The sequence below is a fragment of the Paenibacillus sp. FSL F4-0125 genome, assembly GCF_038008565.1.
Taxonomy (GTDB): Bacteria; Bacillota; Bacilli; order Paenibacillales; family Paenibacillaceae; genus Paenibacillus_AQ.
The window spans coordinates 1,044,842-1,070,552 of record NZ_JBBOZJ010000001.1; the positions used below are offsets into that span (position 1 = coordinate 1,044,842).

The following is a 25,711-nucleotide window of genomic DNA, read 5'->3' on the forward strand; positions in this document are numbered from 1 at the left end:
TACTTCTCATAATAACCTCTTTGTCCCTTTACATGCAAAGGTCAGTTGTGACTTGTGGGATTGGCACATTCTTAAAAGAGGTTTACAATAATAGGAATGTTTCCGCGAGAACATCAAGAAAGGAAGTGTAGATCATGCGCTTTTCATGGAAACGGAACTTAATCGTGCTTTGGGTGGGTGTCTTTTTTTGTAGTACGGCGTATTCGATCTCTATTCCGTTCCTCTCTATTTTTTTGAGTGACGAGCTTGGGGTTACGAATCATTTGGAAATTTGGTCTGGGGTTAGTTTTGGCATAACCTTTCTAGCCAGCGCTTTAATTTCTCCCTACTGGGGTTCCCTCGCCGACAAATACGGTCGGAAGCCGATGCTTATTCGCTCGGGCTTTAGTTTGGCAGCCTTATATCTGATTAATTACTTCGTGCATGATCCTTATGTCTTTCTAATCGTGCGCGTACTGCAAGGGCTGCTCGCTGGATTTGTTCCCGCTGCGATTGCCATGGTGGCCACGAACACTCCTGAAGATAAGACAGGTTACGCGCTGAGTATTATGTCTACGGCCGGAGCAACGGGGAGTATCATTGGTCCGTTGATCGGCGGTTTAGTGAGTTTTTACACTAGCAATCGGGTTGCTTTTTTATTCTCAGCAGGTATTGTGCTTGTTTCGGCACTGATCGCTACTTTTTTTGCTAAAGAGGAGAACTTTGATCGATCTGCTCCGAGATCCCATGTAAGTGATGATATCAAGGAAGCGAGAAGTAATCGAGCATTTATGACTTTGCTATTGCTGGCGGGGATTAGCACCTTTTCAGTTATGATTCTGGAGCCGCTTATTCCGATACATTTGCTAGACATGGGAATCGCCAAAAGCAGAGCCTCGCTTAGCTCAGGAATTGTATTCTCTGCTGTGGGTATTGCTACTGTACTAATGGCTCCGCAGTGGGGTAGAATCGGAAGCCGTAAGGGCTTTGGTTTGATCTTGTTCATTGGTTTAATTGGTGGAGGTATCGGTAATATTCTGCAGTTCTTTGTTACAGGATATGTGGAATTCGCGGTTCTTCGTTTTGCCTATGGCTTGTTTTATGCCGGTGTACTTCCATCTGTAAATGCAATGATTGTACAAGTGATTGAACCCGGATTTCGTGGACGTGCTTTTGGTCTCAATCAAGCAGCATCTCAACTCGCGACAATGGCCGGGCCTATTATAGGCGGTTTACTTGGGGCATTTATCCAGATTCGTTGGGTGTTTGTAATCAATGGGGTGATGCTGCTTGTAGCAGCGGTATTGGTGAAGACCCGCAAGCTGGATGCTCAAATCGCAGCGGCACGTTCAGCAGAATAACCATAGTGCTACAATAGTAACCCTTACTGAGGTTAGCACTTGTATTGAAAAACAAATAAAACCGCCGGATTCTAGCCCGGCGGTTTTGTTTATTCTAATCTCCATGTGATCCGTTTAAGACATCGGTTCCGGGCATGCCGTCCACTGGTGGTGAAGCAGGATCGATGATGGATCCAGGATACACCTCATCTGCATCAGGAATATCCTCCAGTGGCGGATCCTCCTCTTCCATCTCTAGTAGCTCCTCGTCCTCAGCATCATCCATATCCCTGCTTGTTAGTCCTGCCGTTTCAGCAGCCAGGAATGCATCGGATTCCAGTAAGTCATTTCTTTCGAGTGTTTCCTCAGGTTGGTTTAAACCAATATCCGCCGCCAAATATTTATCGCCAACCAACACGGGGTCGGCATCTTCATTGACAACATCATCTACATCAATATCTGCTTGTATATAACGCTCATATACAAAATCGGCTTCAGTTTTATTAGGTGTATCTTCCATAGCCGTTCACTCCCTCAGTAGGATAAGATTTGGACTTCTCTTATGTATCTTTACCCGAATGCCTATGATCGAATCGTTTTACAAATAATCAGGGAATTAACGCTGATAAATAACGTCTTTTTTCGAGAAAATTTACAAGAATAGGCAGGAATAGTGCGAACGTTGTCGAAATTAAGAATCATATATGATCATTTAAACAACTAATGAATTACTGAGGTGCTACGATGAAGTTGCCAAAACCAAAGATAGCGGCTACTTTGCTATTATTTCTATTGCTAACAGCAATAGTGCCTTACGGTGCGGCGATAGTGAGTGCTGGATCATCAGACTCTGCGCTGCCGGGTTGGGAAATTAGATTTGGAAATACTGAAGTAGAGACTGTCGAAGAAGCTGTAGCAGCTTCAGATGATGAATGGATTCGCGTAACGCCTCAAGATAATAAACCAGAGACACCAAGAGGTGTATCCTCAGCGTGGCTCCGGTTTTCTTTGCCGCAATTAAGTGACAAATCCGCATTGTTCATTAATAAGATATATGGAAATAGCGTTAAGGCTTATCTGAATAACGCTTTAGTATACGATTCTGAGGATAAGTATAATTTTAATGGCAGTAAAATTCTAATTCCTCTATCCAAAGAAGATGGAGGACAAAAACTATACATATGGACCCAGGGAGGAAGCAAGGATTTAGGGATTGAAGGTGAAATAAGAGTAGATCGTTACAGTACGTTGTTGTCCATTTATGTGAAGCAGGGCTTACTGGATATCATCATTGGGACGACGTTTATCTTTGTAGCTATTGTGCTCTTGATTTGCTTCCTATTCATGAGAAAAGGATTTTTTACAGACGGATTTTTGCTGGTGCTAATTCTTTTATCCATTGGAGTAATAGTGGTTACGTATTCTTCGTTCTTGCCGATCGTCCTCGATGATTATGGGAAAATCGTGCTTGTTTTTTTTGATTTAGCTTTGTATACCTTATTGCCATCCTTAACATTTTATTTTGAGAAAATTTTCGGTTCAGGGAAAAAACAAATCGTCACCCGATTCCGTAAATTTCAAATGGTTTATTCTATATTCTGTTTTTCTCTAATGGTCGTTAATATCCTTCTGTCGTATCAGCTGGAAGACTTTTATAGATTTATGACAACAAACGTTCTAGGCATCTTTATGATTTTGCAATTTATTTTATTGGTAAGCTTGGCGTTTATTCATACTTATCGGGGCAATGCAGAGGCCATTGTTTTCACTACAGGGTTTACTATATTTTCCTTTATATCTCTTACTGAATTGGTCGTGTACTACATATCCGGAGAATCCTATCAATTATATTGGTGGAAGTGGGGGTTGATGTTTTTCGTATTATCTTTAATCGTCATTCTAGGGAGAAGGTTTACGAGAAACCATGAACAACTCGTTGAATATTCTCGTAGGCTTGAGAAGTTCAATAATGATTTGCAGCGCTCCGAGAAGATGGAGATTATTAGTGAATTAGCGGCTTCTGTAGCGCATGAGGTACGAAATCCCTTACAGGTGACCCGTGGTTTCCTTCAGATCCTAGGGGAACGGTCAGATCATAAGGAGAGGGAATATATGCAGATGGCCATCGCAGAACTGGATAGAGCCACGGTTATTATTTCAGACTTCCTTACCTTTGCTAAGCCGGGCTTGGAGACTATTGAAAGGCTTGATGTATCCGAAGAGTTACGCCATGTTTCTGGTATTCTCTCTCCGCTTGCCAATTTGCAAGGGGGAGTGATTGAACTCAACCTACAGTCAGATCTCTGCGTAATTGGGTCATCTGCCAAATTCAAACAAGCCTTTATTAATATTATAAAAAATAGCATCGAAGCTTTGCAGGATAATGGACTGATTAGAGTTACAGCCTGGGAATTCGGAGCTCATGTAATGATCAGTGTACGTGATAACGGGGAAGGGATGAATGGCAGTGAACTAGCCCGATTGGGTGAGCCTTATTACTCTAATAAAACAAAAGGAACAGGGCTTGGACTTATGGTCACCTTCCGAATTATTGAAGCGATGGAAGGGACAACGGAGTTTCAAAGTGAGAAGGGAGAAGGAACGGAGATTATCATTAAGTTACCAAAGTATAGAAAAATTTAGGAGAAATTTATGATTATTCCGTTTTTTAGGAGGAAAGGGTAGTGTAGTGAGCGAAGTAGTACACACAGAATATTGTTTCTGAAACTTCCTTCTGAGGTGCCTATATGCGCTTGATGGTTAGAATACTCCACATTGTTATCACCCTTTCATTCCTCTTGATAGGTTTTGATTCTATTATTGTATCGGCGGCAAACCCATATTCATCTCAAGAAATTACAAAGTGGCAAATGAAATGGGGGCCTGAAACAGGAAATACAGAAAAAGAGGTTCCGTGGAGTGAAGGCCAGCAAAGCTGGATGAACGTAGATTCTAAGAAGGGAATCCCGGATTTACCTTCAGGGGTATCCTCATCTTGGACCCGTATTGCCTTACCTGATCTTACATATGTATCTCCTTCGGTGTATATCGATACTATATATGCTCTTGATGTGAAGGTTTATGTGGAGGACCGTTTGATCTTCGAGGAAGATCGTAATTATATCAAGGATAATTATTCTTTGCTGTTGCCTTTAAGTAAAGAAGATAACGGGAAAACACTATATATCTGGACAGCAACGATGCAAGACAGAATCGGAATTAAAGACAGTGTTGTGATTGGTGAACACAGTCAATTAATAAATAAATATATTGAGAATGGACTAAGCGATGTGATTCTGGGCTGCGCTTTTTTTCTGGTGGCCATCGTTCTATTTATAAGTGCCTTTTACATAAACAAAGAATATTTCTCCAGTGTTGCCTCATTAGCAGTGGTTATAGCGTCTACAGGCATCCTTTCATTAACCTACTCCCCCTTCATTTATACCTTTTACAGTAAATTGGGACCAATCAGCAATGTATGCTTGGACTTAGCCCTTTTTTCACTTTTACCGGCCCTCACCTTTTTATTTGAAAAGTTATTCGGTAGCGGTAAGTTCAGTATCATTCAAAAATTTCGTAAATTTCAAGTCCTTTACTCCTCTTTTTGTTTTATATGTCTTTTTATCAATCTCCTATCGAATAATCGTTATATTGAGTTCTATTATTTTGTTTCTACCACTATTATAGGGTTCATCTTCATTCTCCAATTCATCCTATTAATCGTATGTGTGGTGATGTTCTCACTTAAAGGAAATAAAGATGCTGATGTTTTTGCTATTGGATTTGGGATCGCTGCGTTTACAGTAGTTGCAGAGCTACTATGGTATTACATCCAAAAAGGGAACTATGATTTGTTCTTGTGGAAGTGGGGGCTTGTTGTTTTCATTATTTCCTTGATCGTAATTCTGGAGCGAAGATTGGCCTATAGTCATCAACAGGTTGTTAATTATTCTAGAGAATTAGAGCGTTTCAACAATGAATTGGAGCGTTCAGAAAAAATGGAGATCATTAGCGAGCTTGCTGCATCCGTAGCCCATGAAGTGCGAAACCCACTACAAGTAACTCGAGGCTTCCTTCAGCTGATTAGCGAGAAGTCCGTTAACGAAGAACAAATTTATATGTCAATGGCCTTAAGCGAACTTGATCGCGCATCTAATATAATTACCGATTTCTTGACCTTTGCTAAACCGGAATTTGAGACGATCTCTAGCCTGAATTTATATGATGAATTTAAGCATATTGAGAGCATTATGCAGCCTCTTTGTCACATCAATGGAGGAAAGATGATTCTGGATGTATCCGGTCCATTATGGGTAAAAGGTAATTCCTCGAAGTTTAAACAGGCGTTCATCAACATTATCAAGAACAGCATTGAATCTTTCAGGGAGGAAGGGTTCATTTATATGTCGGTGTACGGCGAAGATGATAAAGTGATCATTCATATCAAAGACAATGGGGAGGGAATGGACGCTGATGTTCTGCACCGACTTGGAGAACCGTATTTCACTAAGAAAAATAAAGGGACAGGATTAGGCTTGATGGTTACCTTTCGTATCATAGAAGCTATGCATGGCGAAGTAAGATTTACAAGCAAAAAAGGAGTAGGAACCGAATCCATCACCATACTGCCATTGGCAGAAGCTCCGGATGATTCCTACTCCCTATGAGGTTAATCTTGCTGTCTTACCAAGAACCGCGTGGTGCTGCGGTTGCTTTCAATACATCTGATGATGGACTTGGTGGGATTACAAGATAGAATTCATTTGAACCTTCTTCAACGGCTTTCAAGGTAACGCTGTCGGGAATGATTACGCCTAGCGCTTCTTGGAGAGCTGCTTTTGGATCTGCGAGTAGTCTTTGCTTGAAACTTGGATCTTCCCATGCCTTTTGAATGACTTGATTTCTAAGAACTGCTTCTGACATAATAATCACCCTTTCCAAAATGTATATATTTACCTTAAATAATATAACATAGCAATTGTGCTAATACTATTCTTTTTTCTACAAAATAATAGAATTATTGTATATTTTTTGAAAGATAATAAAATAAGCCTCCACCTTGTAATAGTTGCTTTTCTGCTTCAATTGAATCAGAGATCTGTTGTAAGTTCGTCACTAGCATAGAATGAAATGCAAGAAGATGAGGTACATCTAAGCTGGAAGCTATCACTTTATGATGTGTATCCTGCGCTAATTCGGTATAGGTATGTAATCCGCATGCAGTGAATAGGAAAAATTCGACCTCATTCGATGTGAGTGAGGTTTCTTTATCAGTGGATAGATTACTCCGTGTAAGTGAGAGTATACAATTATAGCTGCCTTCTGCTAAATCTTCTTTCCAGTCTTCATAGTCGTCAAGCATTTGTAGGGTAAGTAGAACGGAGTCGATCATTTCCTCAGTCTGCGGTACAAGAGAATCCTTACCAGATAGAAGAAGGGCACCAGTGCTGGATAATTTGAGCGGACTGGCTTTATAAGAGATTTTGATTCGATCGCTAAGAAAATAATCGCTGGCGGATTCATTAGTAACACTGTCTGCCCATTGAGCAATATAACGATTAAATGAAGTCCAGAAAGAGGAGTCATTCGGAAATAAACCTCTGTAGATATTCAAAAATTCAACATAGAGCATGTTCGCCAAAGGTAGTCCTTCGTATGTAGAGGATTCTTTGCTATCCATCAGGTCATCTTGTATGAAAAAATATAGCATAAAGAAGACATTGCCCATCGACATTTGACGGGTAATTTCTGCTGAGAGTCCGCAGCCTTTCTGGAGCCAAAAGGGTAATAAATAACATATGTAATTTTTGTGGCTTTCCGCATTAAATACGTTAAAATGTTCAAGATAGGACATGCCTTGTGAATTTAGAGGCGCTGGAAATTCGGAGATGATCTTTTTGCTCTCTTGAAATACTAAGCGGAGTTCTTCTTCGTAATCATTTAGCCAATCCATTGCATCCCTCCTCTAATGAAATTACAAAAATCTGGTTCTTTCGCCCTGATTATATCCTTCTCTTTATTCCATTACAACTAAAATTTAGGAGGTTTTAGGACAAATGGAGTGCTATACTTTGGGTCAAATGCTTATGACGATTCGAATGGGGCAAAAGGCTGAAACGCCAGACGGCCGCATTGTGATGCGTACCTCTGCGGGTCTTATTTGGAGAAACGGGATCTTGAATGGTAAAACAGTAGAAATCAAGGATTATTTGTTCTCTGATTTGTGGCAAATCTATGAGGATGAGGAGAGCATGAAAGAGGGAATTGGCAGAGAAAAACATGAGGAGCGGGAGCGGGAGATGCTTGAGAATCAATATGAAGAGCTGCGCTTAGCGAGTAGAAAACGCTAGATTTAACGTTAAACTCGCCAAGCGCAGCTAGGATGAAGAAATTACTTCGATTTCAATGCTTCGTATTGACCTCTTAGACGTAGAAGTCTCCAAATACTTTGATCCAAGCCACCGAGTCGGTTGCGCTCGGTCCACAATAGACGATATTGATGAAGAAGAACATTCAAATCATTGATTTGCTCCGTAATCAGGTTAGGGTCAATCGAATCTGGTGAGGATGCCAGCTGCAGTTTGATTCTGCCAAGCTGCACAGCGTGTTTCACAAAATGGATTCCGTTACTCAGTTCCTTTAGGACAAGATCAGCATCATCACATTGTAGATCAAGTCCCGAGAGACGTGCCTCGATAGAGAGCATGTATTCTTCGAGATTGTTGAAATGTTCTTCGGTAAGTTTCTCTACAATTAACAAATTGTCGAGATTAGTGCGAAGAAGCAGGGACATTTCCGTATCATTTGAACGAATAATCTCGGATTCAAGCTGATAGTAATTGCCGAGATCAAGGAGTAGTTGACCAATACCCTCGGAGCGATCGGCAAAGATGAATGTATTTAGGTACTTTGCAGTGTTCACTTTTAGATTGTTATCTACATTCCAGGCAAGTGCAGCACCGTAAACATATCCAGTATAGCTGATTGGGAGATGCTGCCAGTGTCCGTGATCCCCCCAATCGGTAATGAGATAGCCGATGGCACCGTTATTCTTGCCATGAATAGCAGCGCTACGCAGATTGGCAAACATATTGTCGCTACGCCCTGTAATGGAGTTCCATGAGCTGGTGCCTGGGCAGACATAGAAAGGAATACCTGCTTCACGGAATTTGAGGGTATCCGACTCGAAAGGATGTTCCGCACTATATCCCCATTCCATTGCAATAATGTCTTTAGGAAGATGAGGAATCAGCTCGGGATGCTGGATAATAATATCACCCCAGAATTGCATCGTTTTGCCGCGTTTCGTAACGAGTTCATAAATCTTCTGAAGAAAAGATAAATAGATCTGACCTTTGCCTTGTGATTCAGCTAGCGCTTTGCTTTTGCCAAGACCTAGCTCATACGTCTCATCGCAGCCTACATTAAACTGATTAGAGGTAAAGTAAGGAAGCAGATCATTGAACATTTTTTCTAGCAGAGGGAGTACGGCAGGGTCTTCGGTGTCAAACGTACCGGGATGCATAAATAACCCTTCTGGATATACATCTGCCATGTACAATTCCTTAGGAAGCATGAATCCCTCTGGAATTTCCGCCAAAGCATTGAATTCAGGACGGGAAAGCCAGCCTTCCATATGTCCAAAGCTGTTCTGGTTTGGAACAAGCTCAATATATCGCGCCTTACAATAGGCATCTAGAAGCAAGATTTCCTCGCCAGTAATCGGAGTTTCAAGCTCCCACACTTGAGGGAAAGATTCATACGCGAACGGAGCACCTTCTATATATAGCTGAACTTGGTTCATCTTCAGATCGGCCATAAGGTCAATGATTCGGTACAAGGTTTCTTGCTTCGGAATTTTATTGCGGCTGATATCAATGGTAATCCCGCGAGCTCCAAAATCAGGTTCATCGTGAATATGCAGATGAGGAATAGATCTTCCGCTTTGCTCAATAATTTGTTTCAGGGTTGCTACGGCGTAGAAAGCCCCGACAGGTGAGCTATAGGAGACAACGATACCGCTTTGATCAATAACAATCTCATATGCCTGCTCTGATAAGGATGGCACATAGCTAAAGATACAAGCGGATACTACCGTTGGGCGTATGCCAATGGTTAAAGTTAAATGAAGATTTAAGGCTTGTTTAATCACAGCTTGCAGCTTTTGTGCAGCCGGCATTGCACCTTGTTCTCCCGTACTAGGAAGCACGATGCTTCCGCTTATTGGGAAACGGAATGAACCTTCGGACAATGTGATTTCACGCGGATTAGGTACAAGCAGTAGTGTAGAATGATTAAGCATAGCGTGGACACCTCTTATTCATGTAGAATATGATCAACTTCACAATAACCTTATCACTACTAAACAAGGGGAGGAATGTCTATAATGTCCAAGCACATGGATTATATGATCAGTCCATATCCAATACGAATTATTGATCCGAAGGTTGAGTCCTCCAAGCTGAAGCTTAAAAATATAAGAGTAGGACAAGCCGGTCATTTGCCGGGAAGAACGTTATTCCGGTCGGGCGTAATCTTTGAACACTGGGCAATTGTTTACATAGTATCAGGTGGCGGCACCTATATGGAAACTTCGGGGAAAGAACAGCAGGTGCGTGAAGGCAGCTTATTCTTTTTTCGCCCAGGATACAGTTACAATTTCGGTCCACCATCTGGAGGGAGCTGGGATGAGTATTATATTAACTTTAATGGGACACGTGTATCGGAATGGCTGGAGTCGGGTCTAATTGCTGGCGGGAATGTGTTCCAAGCAAATTCGATCATGGGTCTTTCGACCTTATTTGAAGAAGTGCTAGAGCGTATGGAGAGTGGAGAACCTGCAGATGCGGATCGGGCCGCATTACTCGTTGAAAGAATGCTATTGGAGTGTTCATTTATAATAGAAGAAAAAAGTTGGAATGCCCAGGCAGATTATATGCGTCAAATCCGTGAGGACCTGAATTTATGCATTTATGGTGAAATGGACCTAGAACAAATCGCGGCTAAACATCATATTTCGATGTCTACACTTCGTCGTCTTGTTCGTCGTAGTAGCGGTTATCCGCTTCATGAATATATTCACCGTCTTAAAATGGCAGAGGCTAAAAAGCTGCTTCTCAACACCTCATTACAAGTGAAAGAAATCTCTGATATGCTTCATTATAATGATCCGTTCTATTTTTCACGTTTATTTAAAAAATATATGGGGATCGCGCCGCAGCTTTGCCGAAGCAACATATAAAACGACATGACTCTACTAGAGTCCCATTGACAATTATTTTAATTTGTATAATGGTGTCGTTTTATAAGTTATGTTGAAAATAATGGATGTATTTTACATATATATGTTAGTTCTTATTAACTATAACGGAATAAATACCAGAATTTAGGAATAAATCCTTCTAAAAAATAATAAATTTTTTGTAACTATTTTTCAAATGGAAGCGCAAACATGGAGAATGTCAACTTGTTATTGTGATTTTTCTCATGTATGATGCTTTTATCGAACACAGTACAATCTCGCATTTTCCAAAAAACTGGAGAATAGGGTGGTGGGATGAGAATCAAGCCAACTGCAGAAGACAAACTGATTGCGTATTACAGGTACTTCTCTTTGTCCCTCACATCGCTCATGTATCTTCTAGATCAAACGGGACCTTCCGTAATTTATAAATGCCTTGTTATTGCCATACTCTTTCTGTTTGCACAAACGTTCTCATTTTGTTATCGGAGGTTACGAAGCAGGCCAAAGACTCTCGTCCTGGCTGTTAGTGTAGAGATGGTGGGAATTATTGCATTGACCTTGTTTACCGGTGGATACGAGAGTTCGTTTAGGCTCTATGTGCTAAACCCTGTATTGATTGCTGCGGGCTCATTGTCCATTTATTTTGGATGGTCGCTGCTCTTAAGTTACATCAGTATTTTCGCGGTGCTTTGTTATTTTGTTATCAATTCTGCGAACAAAACTTTTCTGGAAATTGTATTTGTAAATGGGAATCTGTTTCTAACACTGGTACTTACGGTTATAATAATGCAGATCGTTAATCGGATGAAGCGGCAACGTGAAGAATCGAATGCTCGCACGAAAGAGACGATGGAGCATATCAAATCGCTGTACCATATCGTGGAAACCTCAAGCCAACATGATTTCATGAATATCGGTCAAGTGATCACCGATTATGTTGTTAAGCTAACGAAGCTAGACAAGGCTTTGTTTTGGTTCGCCAAGAAAAGCGGAGAACCAGCTCCGCAGAGCAGGCAGACCGGCTGGCAGCAGGAAGAGGAACAGTTCCTATTCTCAGAGCTGGGAAAACATGAGCATGAATGGAGATTGCAGCGAGAGCCTATTTTTAGAAATCTTCCGGGATTAGGAGATTTCCTGCTGATGCCTGTACGGATGAGCACCCGTTTTGTAGGGATGATTGGACTCAGGCTGGAGTCTGCAGAGGGGCTGGAAGGCCGCAGATGGTATATTCAACAATTGATATTCTTATCTGAGCTAAGTGCGAATATTCTTGAAAGGCATGAGCTTGGTGTGATCGAGAACCGGTTGATCATCACGAACGAACAGAACCGGATTGCGGATGAAATGCATGACAGTGTATCGCAGAGCCTTTTTGGCATTGTGTATGCGACGCATTCGCTAAAGGAATCGTGGAAGAGAATGTCAGATCATGAGCTAGAAGAACAAATTGAGCTTATTCATGACTCTGCTACCAAGGTTGCTAAAGAACTGCGGATCACGATCTACAGTCTTAGCTCCAAGAAGAGCGGCGGGCCTACATGGTTGGGCATGGTAAGATCACATTTGAAGAGCTTATCCAGATTAAATGATGTTGATATTGATTTAAAAATAACGGGAGATGATTTTAGTCTCCCTTATCCTTACCACAAGGCGCTTTTTCGGATTATCTCCGAAGCCACTGGAAATGCCATCAGGCATGGCGCTGCCAGTCGAGTGGATGTAGAGCTATCTCTGAAGCCGACTTGGATCCGATTATTGATTTGTGACAATGGTGTTGGTTTTGATACTGATTTGTTATGGATTGAATCCGAAGATAGTGTAAGCGGGCTAGGCATGAAGAATATGCAATATTTGACCCAGTCGCTCGGTGGCGACTTTCAGTTGTCCAGTAATGAAAGTTCAGGAACAAGAATTATAATTTCAATTCCTGTCGGTATAGCTGAATTAAAGAATGCATAAACTTTAGGCGGGAGGTCGTTTCTGTGAAAATCGTCATTGTTGATGATCATCCTTTAGTTAGAAGAGGACTGGCATCTGTCATTTCCATGCAACCGAATGTGCAGTTTGCGGGTGAGGCAACGAATGGTCAAGAAGCGCTTCTTGTGATTGAGGAGACGCAGCCTGATCTCGTACTGATTGATCTAAAGCTAGCAGATGAATCGGGGTTGGATGTCATCAAGACAGCACGTGCTCGTGGTATCGTTAGTAAGTTCATTCTGTTGACGTCATCTGCGAGCAGAGAAGATTTCCTGAAGGCTGAAGAGGTGCTGGTAGATGGATATGTACTGAAAGAGGCGCTGCCGGAGGAGTTACTATTTGCTATTCAATTAGTGCACAAAGGCAGGAAGTATTACGATCCTGGTCTGATGGAAGATAAAATGCGCATGAGCGGAAGCAGCCCAACGGATGAATTGACACCCAAAGAAAAGGAAGTTCTGATCGAGTTGGGACAGGGCGCTTGCAACAGAGAAATTGCCTCACGCCTTTTCATTAGCGAATTTACGGTGAAGAAGCATGTCAGTCAGATTTTAGCAAAATTACAGGTGGCTGATCGTACACAGGCAGCGCTTTATGCAAATGCTGTCGGTTTAACCAAATATGAAATGTCTTATGAGTGAAAATTGAAATAATTCATAAGTATTGTACATGAACACGGACAGGATGTCCGTGTTTTTTTGTGCGTCAAAATTTAAATTAGCCCTAAACATGGTACTAAAGTATACCATCACCCCCTCTTACGGTGTAAAACAACTTACTCCAAAGTGAACAGGAAAGTAATGATATGACCCATGTGGCGAATGATGTGGATTGATAGAATTAAAGCAACAACTGAAACTTTCATGAATTATTTCAGAATGTAATTTATGCGGAAGGAGGGTTACTGTGGAAAAGACGATTCTGGATTACATTAACCTGATTAAAAAAAGGTTTTGGCTCATCATGGTGTTCGTTTTGATCTCCTGTGCTACGACTTACTATGTTAGTAAAAACTTCGTTGAACCCGTCTATTCCGCTTCCGGACAGTTGCTTGTCAACAACATTGCCAAGGCTCCCGAGAGCAACAATCTTAACGATTTGAGCTTTAGCCTGAATTTAATTGAGAGTTACAAGGAAATTATGAAATCACCGACCATCATGAAAAGCGTAATAGAAAATCACCCGGAGTTTGGTCTGACGGCTGATGAACTAAGCCAGAAGCTTGAGATTAAAACTTCAGAGAAGAGTCAGGTGATCAACCTAAATGTACAGGATGAAAACTACACGAAAGCTGCCGGGATTGTAAATGCGGTTTCGCAGACATTCATTCGTGTATTGCCATCGCTGATGAGGGTAGACAATGTTACCTTGCTGACACCGGCCGATCCGACTGATGTTCCAGGGCCCTCGAACGGCGGGTTTGCGATGAATCTGATTATAAGCTTTGTTGTATCGCTTATGGCTGCTCTAGGAATTATTTTGCTGATGGAAACACTTAACGGCACATTAAGGTCTGAAAAGGAAGCGGAATATGACCTTGGTCTTCCGGTAATTGCTTCGATCGCAACCATTCGTAAACGCGATTTGGGTAAGGCGGCAGGCGGCAACACAAGAGTGAAGGAGGGTGCTTATGTTGCGGCTAAATAAGGGTCTGGTTACAGACGTTAATCCATCCTCGCATATCTCGGAATCGTTCCGATCGCTACGCACATATATACGCCACCTTGGACTAGCACAGGATAGCGGAGGAAAAGTGCTGCTCTTTACGTCAGCAGAAGCTGGAGCAGGCAAGACAACGATTTTGTCGAATCTGGCGGTGTCTTTCGTCCAGGATGGGAAGAAGGTAGCGGTGGTGGACTGCAATTTGCGACATCCCGGTCTTCATACAGTGTTTGAAGTAGAGGGTAGTGACGGGCTTGCGGCTTATTTAAGTGGGCAAGAGGAAGCGGATAACATCGCTGTCCTCGGAAATCTGGCCAATCTTTCGGTCATCCCGGCGGGTAAGACTCAGGTTAGTCCGCCGGATTTGCTAGGTAACCCTAAAATGACCGCTTTGCTCGAGGAACTAAAAGAAAACTACGATCTGATCCTACTGGATTCACCTTCGGCTGTCGATTTCAGTGATGCTCGTATATTGGCACCACAAGCGGACGGCGTAATCCTAGTGGCCAGATACGGAAAGTCCAAACGGGAATCGATTCGCAAAGCGAAGACGCTGCTTGAACAGACCGGCTCTAATCTAATCGGAATTGCCATGAACCAGGCGAAGTAAATGTTTATGCTTTCGAAGTGAGTTTTGCTCGAAGTGAAATCATTGAAGCTAATGCTTACAAAACTTAAGTTTATGCTTTCGAAGTGAGTTTTGTACGAAGTGAAATCATTGAAGCTAATGCTTACAAAACTTTTAGGAGGTAAAGTGCGATGAAAAAAGTGAAAAAAGTAATCATACCCGCGGCAGGACTAGGTACGCGCTTTCTTCCTGCAACGAAAGCCATGCCTAAAGAAATGCTTCCGATTATCAATAAACCAACGATTCAATACATTGTGGAGGAAGCTATTGCTTCCGGTATCGAAGATATCATCATTGTTACTGGTAAAGGTAAAAGAGCCATTGAGGATCATTTTGACAATGCGTTTGAGCTGGAGTCTAGGCTTCTGGAAGATGGAAAGCTGGATCTGCTTAAAGAGGTTCAGCGTTCAGCCAAAGTAGAAATTCACTATATCCGCCAGAAAGAACCAAAGGGTCTGGGTCATGCCGTATGGTGTGCAAGACGATTTATCGGAGATGAGCCATTCGGTGTCATGTTAGGCGATGATATCGTCACAGGAGCCGTACCTTGCCTTAAGCAGCTGATCGATCAATATGAAGAAACACAAAACTCGGTTATCGGAGTTCAAGAGATTCCTGATGAATTCACGAATCGTTACGGTATTATTGAACCGGATTTGCAGGACGGTAAATTGTATCGGGTTAACAATTTTGTAGAGAAGCCGCCACTTGGTACGGCACCTTCCAATCTGGCGATCATGGGCCGGTATGTGTTTACTCCGAAGATCTTTAAGTATCTCGATTTGATGGAAGAAGGCGCTGGCGGAGAGATCCAGTTGACAGATGCTATTCAGAAGCTGAATCAGAGCGAACGGGTATATGCCTATAATTTTGACGGAACAAGATATGATGTCGGCGAGCGGCTTGGATATATTTTGACCACACTTGAATTTGCACTGCAGAGCGAAGATTTGCGCTATCCGGTAATGGACGCAATGTCGGAATGGCTGAATAAAATGGGACAAACCAGCTTGAGTAGTTAAGTTGAGTTCGCAAAATTTTAGATGAGGAGGATGAGCATGCAAAAACTGCCGGAAGACTACGAGGCGGTCCTGCCGAAACTTTACATGCTGCATACCGATGAGAGAAGGAAAGAAGCGGAATCCTATCTGATAATGAAACGGATGATCGATATCTTTTTTTCCGCTCTTGGTCTTCTCGTGTTAATGCCATTATTTGTTGTCGTGGCGATTCTGATCAAGCTGGAAGATCCGAAGGGTAAAGTGTTCTTTCGGCAAAACCGGGTTGGCAAGAATGAAAAGCAGTTCCCTATGTATAAGTTCAGATCCATGGTTAGCAACGCTGAGGAGTTAAAGGAAAACCTGATGGCCTATAACGAAGTGAGCGGTGCAATGTTCAAGATTAAGAACGATCCTCGGATCACACAGATCGGGAGATTTTTGCGCAAGACGAGCATCGATGAGCTACCTCAGCTGTGGAATGTGCTGATAGGGCAAATGAGCCTGGTTGGTCCTCGTCCTCCACTGCCAGAAGAAGTGGCTCAATATACGGATTATGACAAACAGCGTTTGACGGTTACACCAGGCTGTACCGGGTATTGGCAAGTAAATGCCCGAAACAGTGTGGGCTTCGACGAAATGGTTCAGCTGGACTTAACCTACATTCATATTCGGAGCACCATGCTGGATCTAAAAATCATTGTTAAAACTGGGCTGATGTTACTCGGTTCAAAAGATGCTTATTAATAATGTGGAAATTAGGTGAATGCCGATGCGTGAATACGGAGACGTTCCTAAGCTTTCCATTATCATCTGTACCTACAACAGAGCACCTTTATTGATCAAGACGCTTCAGTCACTTTTAAAGTTGGATTACTTAGAGCAGGCGGAGATCATTGTTGTGGATAACTGTTCCAAGGATGATACTGAAGCGTGCGTCAAAAAGTTCATAAGAACCCATGGAGCTGATGTGGATATCCGCTACATGATGGAACCTATACAGGGGCTTTCAGCGGCTAGGAATACAGGGATTCTGGCTTCCAAATCCCAGTTGATCGCCTTCCTAGATGATGATGCGATACCTTGCCGGAGTTGGATTACAACGATTGTCAGTACTTTTGAGAGTAAACCGGAGGTTATGGCTATGGGAGGCAAAATCTCTCCTATCTTCGAAAGTAAACGTCCGGATTGGTTGATTAAGCCCTTCGAACTTCCATATACCATTGTTGACTTAGGCAGCCGGATTAAGGAATATCCCAAGCAGCTTCACCCTTGTGGAGCCAATATGGCAATGCGGAAGCTTGTTTTCGACATCAGTCTTTTTCCTTTAGACCTAGGAAGGAAGGGAGATTCTCTCCTCTCTGGGGAAGAGACCTGGTTATTCGGACAGATTCAAAAAGAAGGGCATTCCATTCTTTATCATCCGGAAATGGCCGTTGATCATTTTGTTCCAGCGGCTCGTTTGACGGAAGATTGGATCATGAGGCGGTATTATAGCCAAGGAATCTCAAATGCTATGAAAAGCGAAGGAATAAAAGGCAAGCTGCTTCTAATGGGAAAAACAGCTGCTAAGCTCGTGTATATCCTGGCTGATTCTATTCTTTCACGAAGCAAAGGGAGAAGACTTTTGAACAAATGCAGGCTGGAGAGTATTCGTGGAACGCTTCATATGATTCTGGGTCGGGAGAGGCATTCCGCAGCGGGGTGAGGGATTAACATGACTAATTTTGAGTGGGGCTCCAAATTAAATGTTTTGCCATACGGGATGCTCTATCTCATGTCGGCCCTGTTCTTTGGAACGGCGGTCATCTACCAGCCGATGATTGCGATAGCTGCCGTGCTTCTGATTATTTTGCTGGGAATCTCGATTTCACGGCCGGAGTGGATCAGTTATTTCGTTTTAATAACGACGGCAATATCGATTAACTTTTTATATGATGGCAGCATGTTCGGAATGGAAATACTGTCACTTTATAAATTGGTTATCGTGATGCTGCTTGTTCCTTGTATTCTGGTCAATGGTTTGCGGTTTCGTCTGAGTCACCCCTTGTGGGCAATGGTGGCGCTTCTAGTGATTACCTTTGGATCTTCGATTTGGCTGCCAGAAATGACCTCATCCATTGCTGTTAAAGCTTTTATCGGTCTATCTATTCCATTCGTATTTTTATTAATTAACTGGAAAAAGAATGTAGCCGAGCTGCAAATCAAAATTATCTGTATGCTTCCCCTTGTTAGCGTAGTGGTTGGTTTGTTGCTGCAGCTTGCGCATGTTCATAATTTTCTCAACATCGAGTATACAGGCGCTGTACGGATTCAGGGAGCTAATATTCCTGCGCATCTAGCGATGCTGGCCTTTATGGGAGTAGCGATTCCATTTATAGAGGTGAAGAGGAATCCGCAGCAAGCACGCTTTTTCTATATCATGTTAGTTCTAAATTTCTTTATCTTGATTGGAACAGGAACAAGAGGGCCTATATTGGCACTTGGACTTACCGTTCTCTATTACTTCTATGATATTCTTCGTCAATATTTGAAGGGCAGAACCTATCTGCTAATTCCGTTGTTGGGTGCATTTTTCCTGATTATGGTCGCCGTCTTCTGGCAGCTCGATAATTTTGAGAAACGTTCCTTTGAGAGACAGACAGATACGGCTGTTGATTTATCAGGAAGGTCGGAGGCATGGGAGTATTTCTTAAATAAGGCTGCGGATTCTCCTTGGTCTGGCAGAGGGCTTGGAGCAGTTACGGTAGCAAATGATGGAACGTTGTACAAGGGTTTTGTAGTTCCGCACAACGAGTATATCCGCTTTTACTTCGATGGGGGATATATTGGCGCTATTCTGTTGATGTTCTCTTTATTGGCTGTATTTATTCTGGTGTACAGAGCATTGGCTCCGCCGATCAAACCTTATTATCTGTTATTTATTGCAGCGTTTTTAATCTACTCATTCTCCGATAACACGCTGTCGACGGTCCAATTTATTATTCCGTTCTGTTGGTACCTGAACTGCCTGTATCGATCTTCACAGCCAACCGATTCCCCACAAAAAGAAGTGATACGATGAATCAAGTGAATATGTTCGATGTCAATTTTGATAATTATGATTTTATGGATCTGCTTGATTACATTGATAAAACCATTCAGGAGAGGAATCAGTCTTATATCCTCACTTGCAATGTAGACCATGTGATCAAGCTTCGTAAGGATAAAGAATTTCAAACGGTGTATTCGAAGGCAGGCGCAGTTGTTGCTGACGGAATGCCACTGATCTGGGCATCCAAAATGCTAGGCAAGCCGCTTAAGCAAAAGGTATCCGGAGCGGATCTATTTAATCGATTGGGCAACGCCTTTGAGCAAAGGAAGTATCGGCTGTTCTTCTTAGGCTCAGCTGAAGGCGTGGCGGAACGGGCAGCGATGAATTTGAAAACAGCGCATCCCGGAATAAATGTGGTTGGCTGTTATTCTCCATCCTATGGATTCGAGCACAATGAGGAGGAGAATGAACGCATTATAGAGATGCTGACTGAGTGCCAGCCAGATATCGTGTTTGTTGGTGTAGGAGCGCCTAAGCAGGAAAAGTGGATTTATCGCCACTATACCTCTTATCAAGCTCCGATATCGATCGGAGTGGGAGCGACCTTTGATTTTCTATCAGGCTCAGTGAAACGAGCGCCTAGCTTCATGCAAAAAACAGGGTTCGAATGGTTCTGGCGGCTTAGCCAGGAGCCGGGTCGGCTCTGGAAAAGATATCTTGTAGATGATGCACAATTTCTACTTTTATTACTTAAGGAACTGCGCAAGCGGGATAAGGTGAAGGAAGGAGGCTTGGAATGAGTGTATTTACGCCCCCATCTGTTAGGTTTATCAAGGCAGCTGGTATAACAGGGGGAACTGTTGCTGTAGGTGTCTCTCTTCCGCTGATCATCGGCTTCTCCAGTGCGCTGCTGAGTTCATCGAACAGTCTGCAGGGAGCCATTCTCTCAGCCATCCTATTCCCAGCCTTCTTGTTAGCCATACTTAGACCCAAAATGCTGGTTGCGTATACCTTGCTAATCTGGGCAGTTGCTCCAGAGCTACGCCGCATTGCTGACTGGTCAGAAGGAGTGTATCACTCTGTATCCTTGCTAAGTTTAGCCCCCTTGTTAACCGGTGTAACCTTGATTATTCCGCTGCTGAAGGAGATTCACAATATTCAAAAAGCCTCCACGCGGATCATGTTACTGTTCGCAGTTGCGCTGGGTTATGGAGCTTTAATCGGCTTGGCCAAGAATGGTATGGGTTCAGTTTATGACTTAGCGAATTATATTGTGCCACTGCTGCTATTGCCGTACTTTGCCGTCACAAAGTTCAAGCCGAGGGATATCGATCGATTGCTTAAGGCTTTTTCCAATATTGCCGTCCTAGTTGCCATTTACGGGATCGTTCAGTATTTGACGGTGCCACCCTGGGATGTGTTCTGGATGAAACATGCGGACATGATGTCCATCGGAAATCCATATCCATTGGAAATTCGAGTGTTCTCCACACTCAACTCACCGGGTCCGGCTGCAACATTCTTAGCATTTGCTTTAGTTCCAATGATACTGGAGAAAAAATGGCGGGGAACATTGCGCTGGATTGGTGTTCTGCTGGTTGTAATTTGCCTTCTGACTACCTTAGTACGCGCGGCATGGCTGATACTTCTGGTGATGTTGCTCATGTACATTGGAACCTCTCCTTCTAAGGGAAAATGGAAAACCTTGATCCAATTAGTTTTTGTGGCTGCTGCGTTGTTCTGGGTGGTACCGAAATTGCCTGGTGCCGAAGGACTGGTTGCTCGGGTAGAGACACTTTCTTCTGTTCAGGAAGATCACTCTTATAATGAACGACTAAGTTTATGGCAAAACATGCTGCCGATGGTCGCCGCCAATCCAGTAGGTCAGGGAATTGGTAGTGTAGGTCAAGGGACTAAGCTTGGTAACGACGGTGAGCTTGGAGAGTATGGAATTATGGATAACGGAGTTATCGCCTTACTGCTAACCTTTGGTGTTCTGGGTGCTATTTTCTTCTTCGGAGCTTTAGGCGCAGTTGTCAAACAGATATTCGCTAGAGTAATCAGAAGGGACCAATTGCAGCCATACGCCCGACTTGCGTTAGCTACTTGGACCGGTGCGATAGTCAGTCTGGTGTCAGATAATGGGTTTCCCGGACTCAAGGGATACTTAATCTGGATGCTAATCGGTCTTGGCCTCAGCGCAAGGGAGATTACTCAGAGTAGAAGGAAGGGAACGCCGTATGCAGCAGTTGAATGCAAAGTCTCTCCCCACTAGAACAATCTGGTCATCCTTTAGAATGTTCACAAAGAGTAAGGACAACAGCTCGGCAGCCGTAAAAACTATGTTTGTCAGTGTCATGATCCTACTGATTAACATGTTAACGGGTGTACTGACCGCCCGTTATCTTGGGCCGACAGGGCGTGGGGAACAGACGGCAATGATTAACTGGTCACAGTTTCTGGCGTTTAGCATGAGCTTTGGGATTCCGTCAGCTCTGATCTATAACGCTAAGAAAAACCCGGATGATGCCGGAGTGCTTTATCGTATGGCATTGCTGCTTGGTATCATTTTTGGGGTCATAGCGATGATTATTGGTATCGTGGTCTTGCCTTACTGGCTGAAATCCTTCAGTCCGGAGGTCGTGACCTTTGCTCAGTGTTCTATGATTCTGTGTCCGATTATAGTGATCTCTCAAATTAACAATGCAGCTTTTCAATTCAGAGGAGAATACAAGAGGTTTAATTGGATTCGCTATCTAGTCCCATTGCTTACACTGATAATGATTGGGATATTGATCGCGCTGGATCAGATGAATCCTTTTACAACTGCAGTTGCCTATCTCCTTCCGGGAGCGCCGCTGTTTATCGGAATGACGATTTCCTTGCTTCGCACCTATAAGGTGAAGATGAGAGGGGCCTTTCAGAATTTAAAAAGATTATTCACTTACGGGCTGGGTTCTTACGGCAATGACTTGCTTGGCAATTTCTCCACCTATATCGATCAGATCGTAATTGCCGGTTTGTTACGACCTGCTGATCTGGGGCTGTATGTAGTGGCTGTGAGTCTATCGCGAATGGTTAATTTTTTCTCAAGCTCGATTACGGTCGTGTTGTTTCCTAAGGCTTCTGAGCTGTCAAAAGAACAGGCAGTTGAGTTAACATTCAAAGCCTTCCGAATAAGTACGACCTTCACCATGTTTGGCGGAGTAGTCCTGATGCTCTTAGCCCCTTTAGTGATTCCGCTGATGTACGGCAAAGACTTCAATGCGGCATTAACGGTGTTTCGCTTGTTGCTCCTTGAAGTGACCATTAGCGGAGGGACGATCATTCTGGCGCAGGCCTTTATGGCGCTAGGCAAGCCGAAAATTGTTTCGATGCTTCAAGGTTTCGGCTTACTCTTGGTTATCCCAATGTTGTTCCTGCTCATCCCTAAATTTGGCTTACTCGGAGCAGGGATAGCGATGTTGTCATCATCAATCCTGCGATTCTTCTTCATTGTTCTCAATATAAAGTACACCTTAAAAGTTAAACTTCCACGGTTACTCATTACCAGGGAGGATATCCAGTGGATGAAGACGACGATGAATTCTTACATTCGCAAGAAACCGATGGATATGAATGGATAATGCGAAAGACAAAGGAGGAAACCTTCATGGATTCAGTAAAAAGCGTGGTAGGCGGCCAAGGCGATTATCCAATATCGGCTGTCATTATCGCTCAGGATGACGAAGTTCGAATATCTAAGGCCATACAATCCTGCAGGTTATTCGCCGACGAAGTGGTTGTGATTGACGGAGGCAGCAAGGACGGGACAGTACAGCTTTCTGAAAGCTTAAATTGTCGAGTATATGTCAACCCATGGCCCGGATATGCGAAACAGAGGGAGTTCGGAGTAGAACGCGCGGTTCATGATTGGGTCTTCCTTATTGATACTGACGAAGTGGTGAGCGACGAGTTGGCCGCAAGTATTCTTGAACTGAAACCGGGGCTTATCGATCAATCGGTTGCCTATTCTATCTATCGGATCGGCGACTTTATGGGCAGATGGCTGGATCGTGGCGAATATCTAGTGCGCCTTTACAACCGTAAAGCTTATGGCATTCGAAACAGCTTGGTGCACGAAATGCCCGAGGTCTCTGAAGAGCGAACTATGCGTTTGACAGGAACGCTCTGGCATTATGGGTACCGCAGTATTAACGATCATGTGGCACGTTTCAATAAGTACACTGACTTGGAAGCTGAAAGTGCGTATGCCAAGGGCAAACGATTTCGGGTCAGTCATCTGCTGGTAAGACCGCCAGCCCGTTTCCTGCAAAAGTATTTCTTACACGGGTTGTTCAAGAAGGGAATGTCAGGTTTCGGTGTATCCGTATTCTGGGTCATGTATGAATTCATGGTCGGCTTCAAGCATTACGAATTAATTAGATCGGGAAAGCTGACTCAGCACAATGCGAAGAAGAGTCAGACTGAGAAGGAGAATAAAGGAGAGAGAAGCTATGCCGTACAGTGACGGATTGAACATTATGACGACTGGTCTTAGCTGGCCGTCGCTACAGCCGGGTGGGCTTAACACGTATTTCAAATCCGTTTGCGAGCAACTCTCCTCACGTAATCGGGTGCATGCGTTGATTTGCAGTCAAGAAACGCCTGCTACACCCGAGGAATTGATTATTCACAATGCCGGAGATCCAAAGGATGGGATCTGGAAACGTAAGGATGCTTTCCAGCGTAAAGCGGCCGATCTGATGGGAGAGGGCAGTGGCCGTATAGATATTTTATACACTCACTTCGCTCCTTACGGTATTGGTCCAGCACTGGAAGCAAAAAAACGTGGGATTCCTGTAGTGATGACTTTTCATGGTCCATGGAATGAAGAAATGAAAATCGAAGGCCAAGGCATTAAGCACCGGGTCAAGACAACTATCGCCAAATCCATTGAACATAGAGCTTATAAGCTAGCGGATAAGTTCATCGTGCTTAGTGAGACGTTCCGCGATATTCTCCATAAGCTGCACGGAGTGCCTCTACACAAAATTATAGTGATACCAGGAGCAGCTAATGTGGAACGTTTTATTCCCGCTACGAATCGATTGGCGATTCGCCGAAGCTTAAATTTACCTGAGGGAGCAACAACCGTGCTGACTGTCCGGCGGTTGGTCAATCGGATGGGACTACTCCAGCTGCTTGAAGCTTGGAAGCAAGTTGCGGAGCGTTTCCCGAATGCGATGTTGCTGATTGGTGGCAAAGGGCCGCTGCGGGGGGAACTTGAAGAAAAGATCGCCGACTATGGCTTAAGCAACAAGGTAAGACTGCTAGGCTACATTCCCGATCATGAATTAGCCTCTTATTATCAGGCAGCGGACATGTTCGTGGTTCCCTCTCAGGCATTGGAGGGCTTTGGTTTGATTACCGTTGAAGCCTTATCTTCAGGATTGCCAGTGATGGCTACGCCGATTGGCGGCAATAAGGAAATCCTGCAAGGCTTCCGGCCGGAATTGCTATTTAAGAGTTCAAGTAGTGACCACATGGCCGAAGGCATGATCCATATGCTCAGCAATCGAAAGCTGCTTCCGAGCCGGGATGAATGTAGAGAGCATGTACTGGAGAGATATACCTGGGAGCATGTTACGGATCAAGTAGAATCCGTGTTCCTGCAAGCCTTAGGAGAGGAGGTGACCACGTAATGCTTAGAGTGGCCTATATAGATCACACTGCTAAATGGAGTGGTGGAGAAGTTGCCCTATTTAACATCCTTACCCATATTGGAGAACAGATTGATCCACTTGTAATCCTGGCCGAGGATGGTGCGCTGGCTGAACGGCTACGTGAAAAGGGAATGGATGTCCGTATTATTCCGCTAGATGAGAGCATCAGAAGTCGTGGTAGAAATGCAGTCAACTTGGGAGCACCTGCTGCAGCCTTCAAGCTATTGGCTTACGGTCGTAAGCTTGCTCCGCTCTTAAAAGCGGAGAAGGTAGATTGCGTGCACACCAATTCTCTGAAATCTGCATTATACGGAGCCATCGCTGCAAAAATAGCAGGTGTTCCATTGATTTGGCACATCCGGGACCATATTGGAGCTCCTTATTTAAAGCCTGTTGTTGCTAAAGGAATTCGTTTACTGTCGCGTCTGCTCCCAAATGGAGTCATCGCGAATTCACATTCTACGCTGAATGCTTTGGAGCTGCCGCGTTCGAAGAAAACGCTGGTCGTATACTCCGCATTCGCTAAAGCGATTGGTAATGGGATCGGCATGCGGGATCAGAAGGAATTTAACGTATTGCTAGTTGGTCGATTGGCGCATTGGAAGGGCCAGCATATTGTGCTGGAAGCCGCAAAAAGCTTTAAGAACGAACCTCGCGTGAAGTTCTGGCTGGCCGGAGACGCTCTGTTTGGAGAAGAGGCTTATAAGCAGGAATTGCTTCAAAAGATAAAAAACGACGAGCTTACTAATGTAAGCATGCTAGGGCATGTGGATGATATTCAAGGCCTTATGAATACCGCTGATTTACTGATTCATACTTCGGTAACTCCTGAGCCTTTTGGCCAAGTGATCGTTGAAGGAATGGCAGCAGGATTACCGGTGATTGCCTCCAATGAAGGCGGGCCGGTAGAAATTGTAGTTCCAGGTGAGACAGGATTACTGATAGAGCCTGGAGACGCGGCGATACTGGCAGACTCCATTAAATGGATGCTGGATCACCCAGAAGAAAGACGGCGGATGGCGGACAATGGGATGAAACGAGTGAAAGAGCAGTTTGTTATCGAGAATACGGTCAAGGACATCGTTGACTACTATAAAGGTTTGTTGGCGAGCACCTGACAGATGAGATGACACGGTAATTCTGA

23 protein-coding genes are annotated in these 25,711 nt (G+C 43.6%); 19 read left to right on the top strand and 4 right to left on the bottom strand.

The genetic code is table 11. The annotated features are described in order from the left end of the window. Positions 1-134: 134 nt before the first annotated feature. Positions 135-1,340: an MFS transporter gene (locus NST74_RS04600; RefSeq protein WP_341110628.1), complete on the top strand. Its 1,206-nt coding sequence runs from the start codon at positions 135-137 to the stop codon at positions 1,338-1,340. A gap of 94 nt (positions 1,341-1,434) precedes the next feature. Here the strand turns inward: NST74_RS04600 and NST74_RS04605 are convergent, their stop codons facing one another. After that, complete coding sequence (locus NST74_RS04605) at positions 1,435-1,839, bottom strand: hypothetical protein (protein ID WP_042124412.1); 405 nt, start codon at positions 1,837-1,839, stop codon at positions 1,435-1,437. Between the two features lie 224 nt (positions 1,840-2,063). Here NST74_RS04605 and NST74_RS04610 point away from each other — a divergent pair, with 224 nt between their 5' ends. Further along, complete coding sequence (locus tag NST74_RS04610) at positions 2,064-3,962, top strand: ATP-binding protein (protein ID WP_341110633.1); 1,899 nt, start codon at positions 2,064-2,066, stop codon at positions 3,960-3,962. Between the two features lie 227 nt (positions 3,963-4,189). Next, complete coding sequence (locus NST74_RS04615) at positions 4,190-5,986, top strand: ATP-binding protein (protein ID WP_341110635.1); 1,797 nt, start codon at positions 4,190-4,192, stop codon at positions 5,984-5,986. Between the two features lie 16 nt (positions 5,987-6,002). Here NST74_RS04615 and NST74_RS04620 read toward each other — a convergent pair whose 3' ends face one another. Together NST74_RS04620 and NST74_RS04625 are read right to left on the bottom strand one after the other, a co-directional pair. After that, positions 6,003-6,242 carry an NHLP leader peptide family RiPP precursor gene (locus NST74_RS04620; RefSeq protein ID WP_170880314.1) on the bottom strand — a complete coding sequence of 80 codons (240 nt, stop codon included), beginning with the start codon at positions 6,240-6,242 and terminating at the stop codon, positions 6,003-6,005. A 94-nt stretch (positions 6,243-6,336) separates the two neighbouring features. Beyond that, positions 6,337-7,272 (bottom strand): hypothetical protein, encoded by a 936-nt coding sequence (locus NST74_RS04625; protein WP_341110638.1) that lies wholly within the window; start codon positions 7,270-7,272, stop codon positions 6,337-6,339. A gap of 103 nt (positions 7,273-7,375) precedes the next feature. Between NST74_RS04625 and NST74_RS04630 the strand changes: the two genes are divergently transcribed. Then, positions 7,376-7,669, top strand: a complete 294-nt coding sequence (locus NST74_RS04630; RefSeq protein ID WP_341110639.1) for a hypothetical protein — start codon at positions 7,376-7,378, stop codon at positions 7,667-7,669. A gap of 41 nt (positions 7,670-7,710) precedes the next feature. Here NST74_RS04630 and NST74_RS04635 read toward each other — a convergent pair whose 3' ends face one another. Beyond that, the gene (locus NST74_RS04635) at positions 7,711-9,621 is read right to left on the bottom strand and encodes a glycoside hydrolase family 20 zincin-like fold domain-containing protein (protein WP_341110644.1); all 1,911 of its coding nucleotides are present in this window, start codon (positions 9,619-9,621) and stop codon (positions 7,711-7,713) included. An 84-nt stretch (positions 9,622-9,705) separates the two neighbouring features. On the opposite strand from NST74_RS04635, the gene NST74_RS04640 reads away from it, so the two are divergent. The 15 genes from NST74_RS04640 to NST74_RS04710 all read left to right on the top strand — a co-directional run bounded on the left by NST74_RS04640 (position 9,706) and on the right by NST74_RS04710 (position 25,685). Then, positions 9,706-10,560, top strand: coding sequence for a helix-turn-helix domain-containing protein (locus NST74_RS04640; RefSeq protein ID WP_341110646.1), 855 nt, complete (start codon positions 9,706-9,708; stop codon positions 10,558-10,560). Positions 10,561-10,875: 315 nt separating this feature from the next. Beyond that, positions 10,876-12,522, top strand: coding sequence for a sensor histidine kinase (locus tag NST74_RS04645; protein WP_341110648.1), 1,647 nt, complete (start codon positions 10,876-10,878; stop codon positions 12,520-12,522). 23 nt (positions 12,523-12,545) lie between these two features. Next, a complete protein-coding gene (locus tag NST74_RS04650; protein ID WP_036676623.1) occupies positions 12,546-13,181 on the top strand; it encodes a response regulator in 636 nt (211 codons plus the stop codon). Positions 13,182-13,446: 265 nt separating this feature from the next. Beyond that, positions 13,447-14,187, top strand: a complete 741-nt coding sequence (locus tag NST74_RS04655) for a YveK family protein (protein WP_341110651.1) — start codon at positions 13,447-13,449, stop codon at positions 14,185-14,187. After that, positions 14,171-14,812: a CpsD/CapB family tyrosine-protein kinase gene (locus NST74_RS04660; protein ID WP_341110654.1), complete on the top strand. Its 642-nt coding sequence runs from the start codon at positions 14,171-14,173 to the stop codon at positions 14,810-14,812. The genes NST74_RS04655 and NST74_RS04660 overlap by 17 nt, the downstream gene beginning before the upstream one ends. Before the next feature lie 149 nt (positions 14,813-14,961). After that, on the top strand, positions 14,962-15,852 hold the full coding sequence (galU, locus tag NST74_RS04665; protein WP_036676615.1) for a UTP--glucose-1-phosphate uridylyltransferase GalU: 891 nt from the start codon (positions 14,962-14,964) through the stop codon (positions 15,850-15,852). Positions 15,853-15,882: 30 nt separating this feature from the next. Next, a complete protein-coding gene (locus NST74_RS04670; RefSeq protein WP_341110656.1) occupies positions 15,883-16,575 on the top strand; it encodes a sugar transferase in 693 nt (230 codons plus the stop codon). Positions 16,576-16,600: 25 nt separating this feature from the next. Continuing rightward, on the top strand, positions 16,601-17,536 hold the full coding sequence (locus tag NST74_RS04675) for a glycosyltransferase (protein WP_341110657.1): 936 nt from the start codon (positions 16,601-16,603) through the stop codon (positions 17,534-17,536). A gap of 9 nt (positions 17,537-17,545) precedes the next feature. After that, a complete protein-coding gene (locus NST74_RS04680) occupies positions 17,546-18,892 on the top strand; it encodes an O-antigen ligase family protein (protein WP_042124434.1) in 1,347 nt (448 codons plus the stop codon). Continuing rightward, the gene (locus tag NST74_RS04685) at positions 18,889-19,662 is read left to right on the top strand and encodes a WecB/TagA/CpsF family glycosyltransferase (RefSeq protein WP_042124436.1); all 774 of its coding nucleotides are present in this window, start codon (positions 18,889-18,891) and stop codon (positions 19,660-19,662) included. The genes NST74_RS04680 and NST74_RS04685 overlap by 4 nt, the downstream gene beginning before the upstream one ends. Next, positions 19,659-21,137, top strand: a complete 1,479-nt coding sequence (locus NST74_RS04690; protein WP_341110659.1) for an O-antigen ligase family protein — start codon at positions 19,659-19,661, stop codon at positions 21,135-21,137. Before NST74_RS04685 ends, NST74_RS04690 begins: the two co-directional genes overlap by 4 nt. Continuing rightward, the gene (locus NST74_RS04695; protein WP_341110662.1) at positions 21,103-22,488 is read left to right on the top strand and encodes a lipopolysaccharide biosynthesis protein; all 1,386 of its coding nucleotides are present in this window, start codon (positions 21,103-21,105) and stop codon (positions 22,486-22,488) included. The genes NST74_RS04690 and NST74_RS04695 overlap by 35 nt, the downstream gene beginning before the upstream one ends. A 26-nt stretch (positions 22,489-22,514) precedes the next feature. Then, positions 22,515-23,372 carry a glycosyltransferase family 2 protein gene (locus NST74_RS04700; RefSeq protein ID WP_341110664.1) on the top strand — a complete coding sequence of 286 codons (858 nt, stop codon included), beginning with the start codon at positions 22,515-22,517 and terminating at the stop codon, positions 23,370-23,372. Beyond that, complete coding sequence (locus NST74_RS04705; protein ID WP_341110665.1) at positions 23,359-24,546, top strand: glycosyltransferase family 4 protein; 1,188 nt, start codon at positions 23,359-23,361, stop codon at positions 24,544-24,546. Before NST74_RS04700 ends, NST74_RS04705 begins: the two co-directional genes overlap by 14 nt. Then, complete coding sequence (locus tag NST74_RS04710; protein ID WP_076119869.1) at positions 24,546-25,685, top strand: glycosyltransferase family 4 protein; 1,140 nt, start codon at positions 24,546-24,548, stop codon at positions 25,683-25,685. The genes NST74_RS04705 and NST74_RS04710 overlap by 1 nt, the downstream gene beginning before the upstream one ends. Positions 25,686-25,711: the final 26 nt, after the last annotated feature.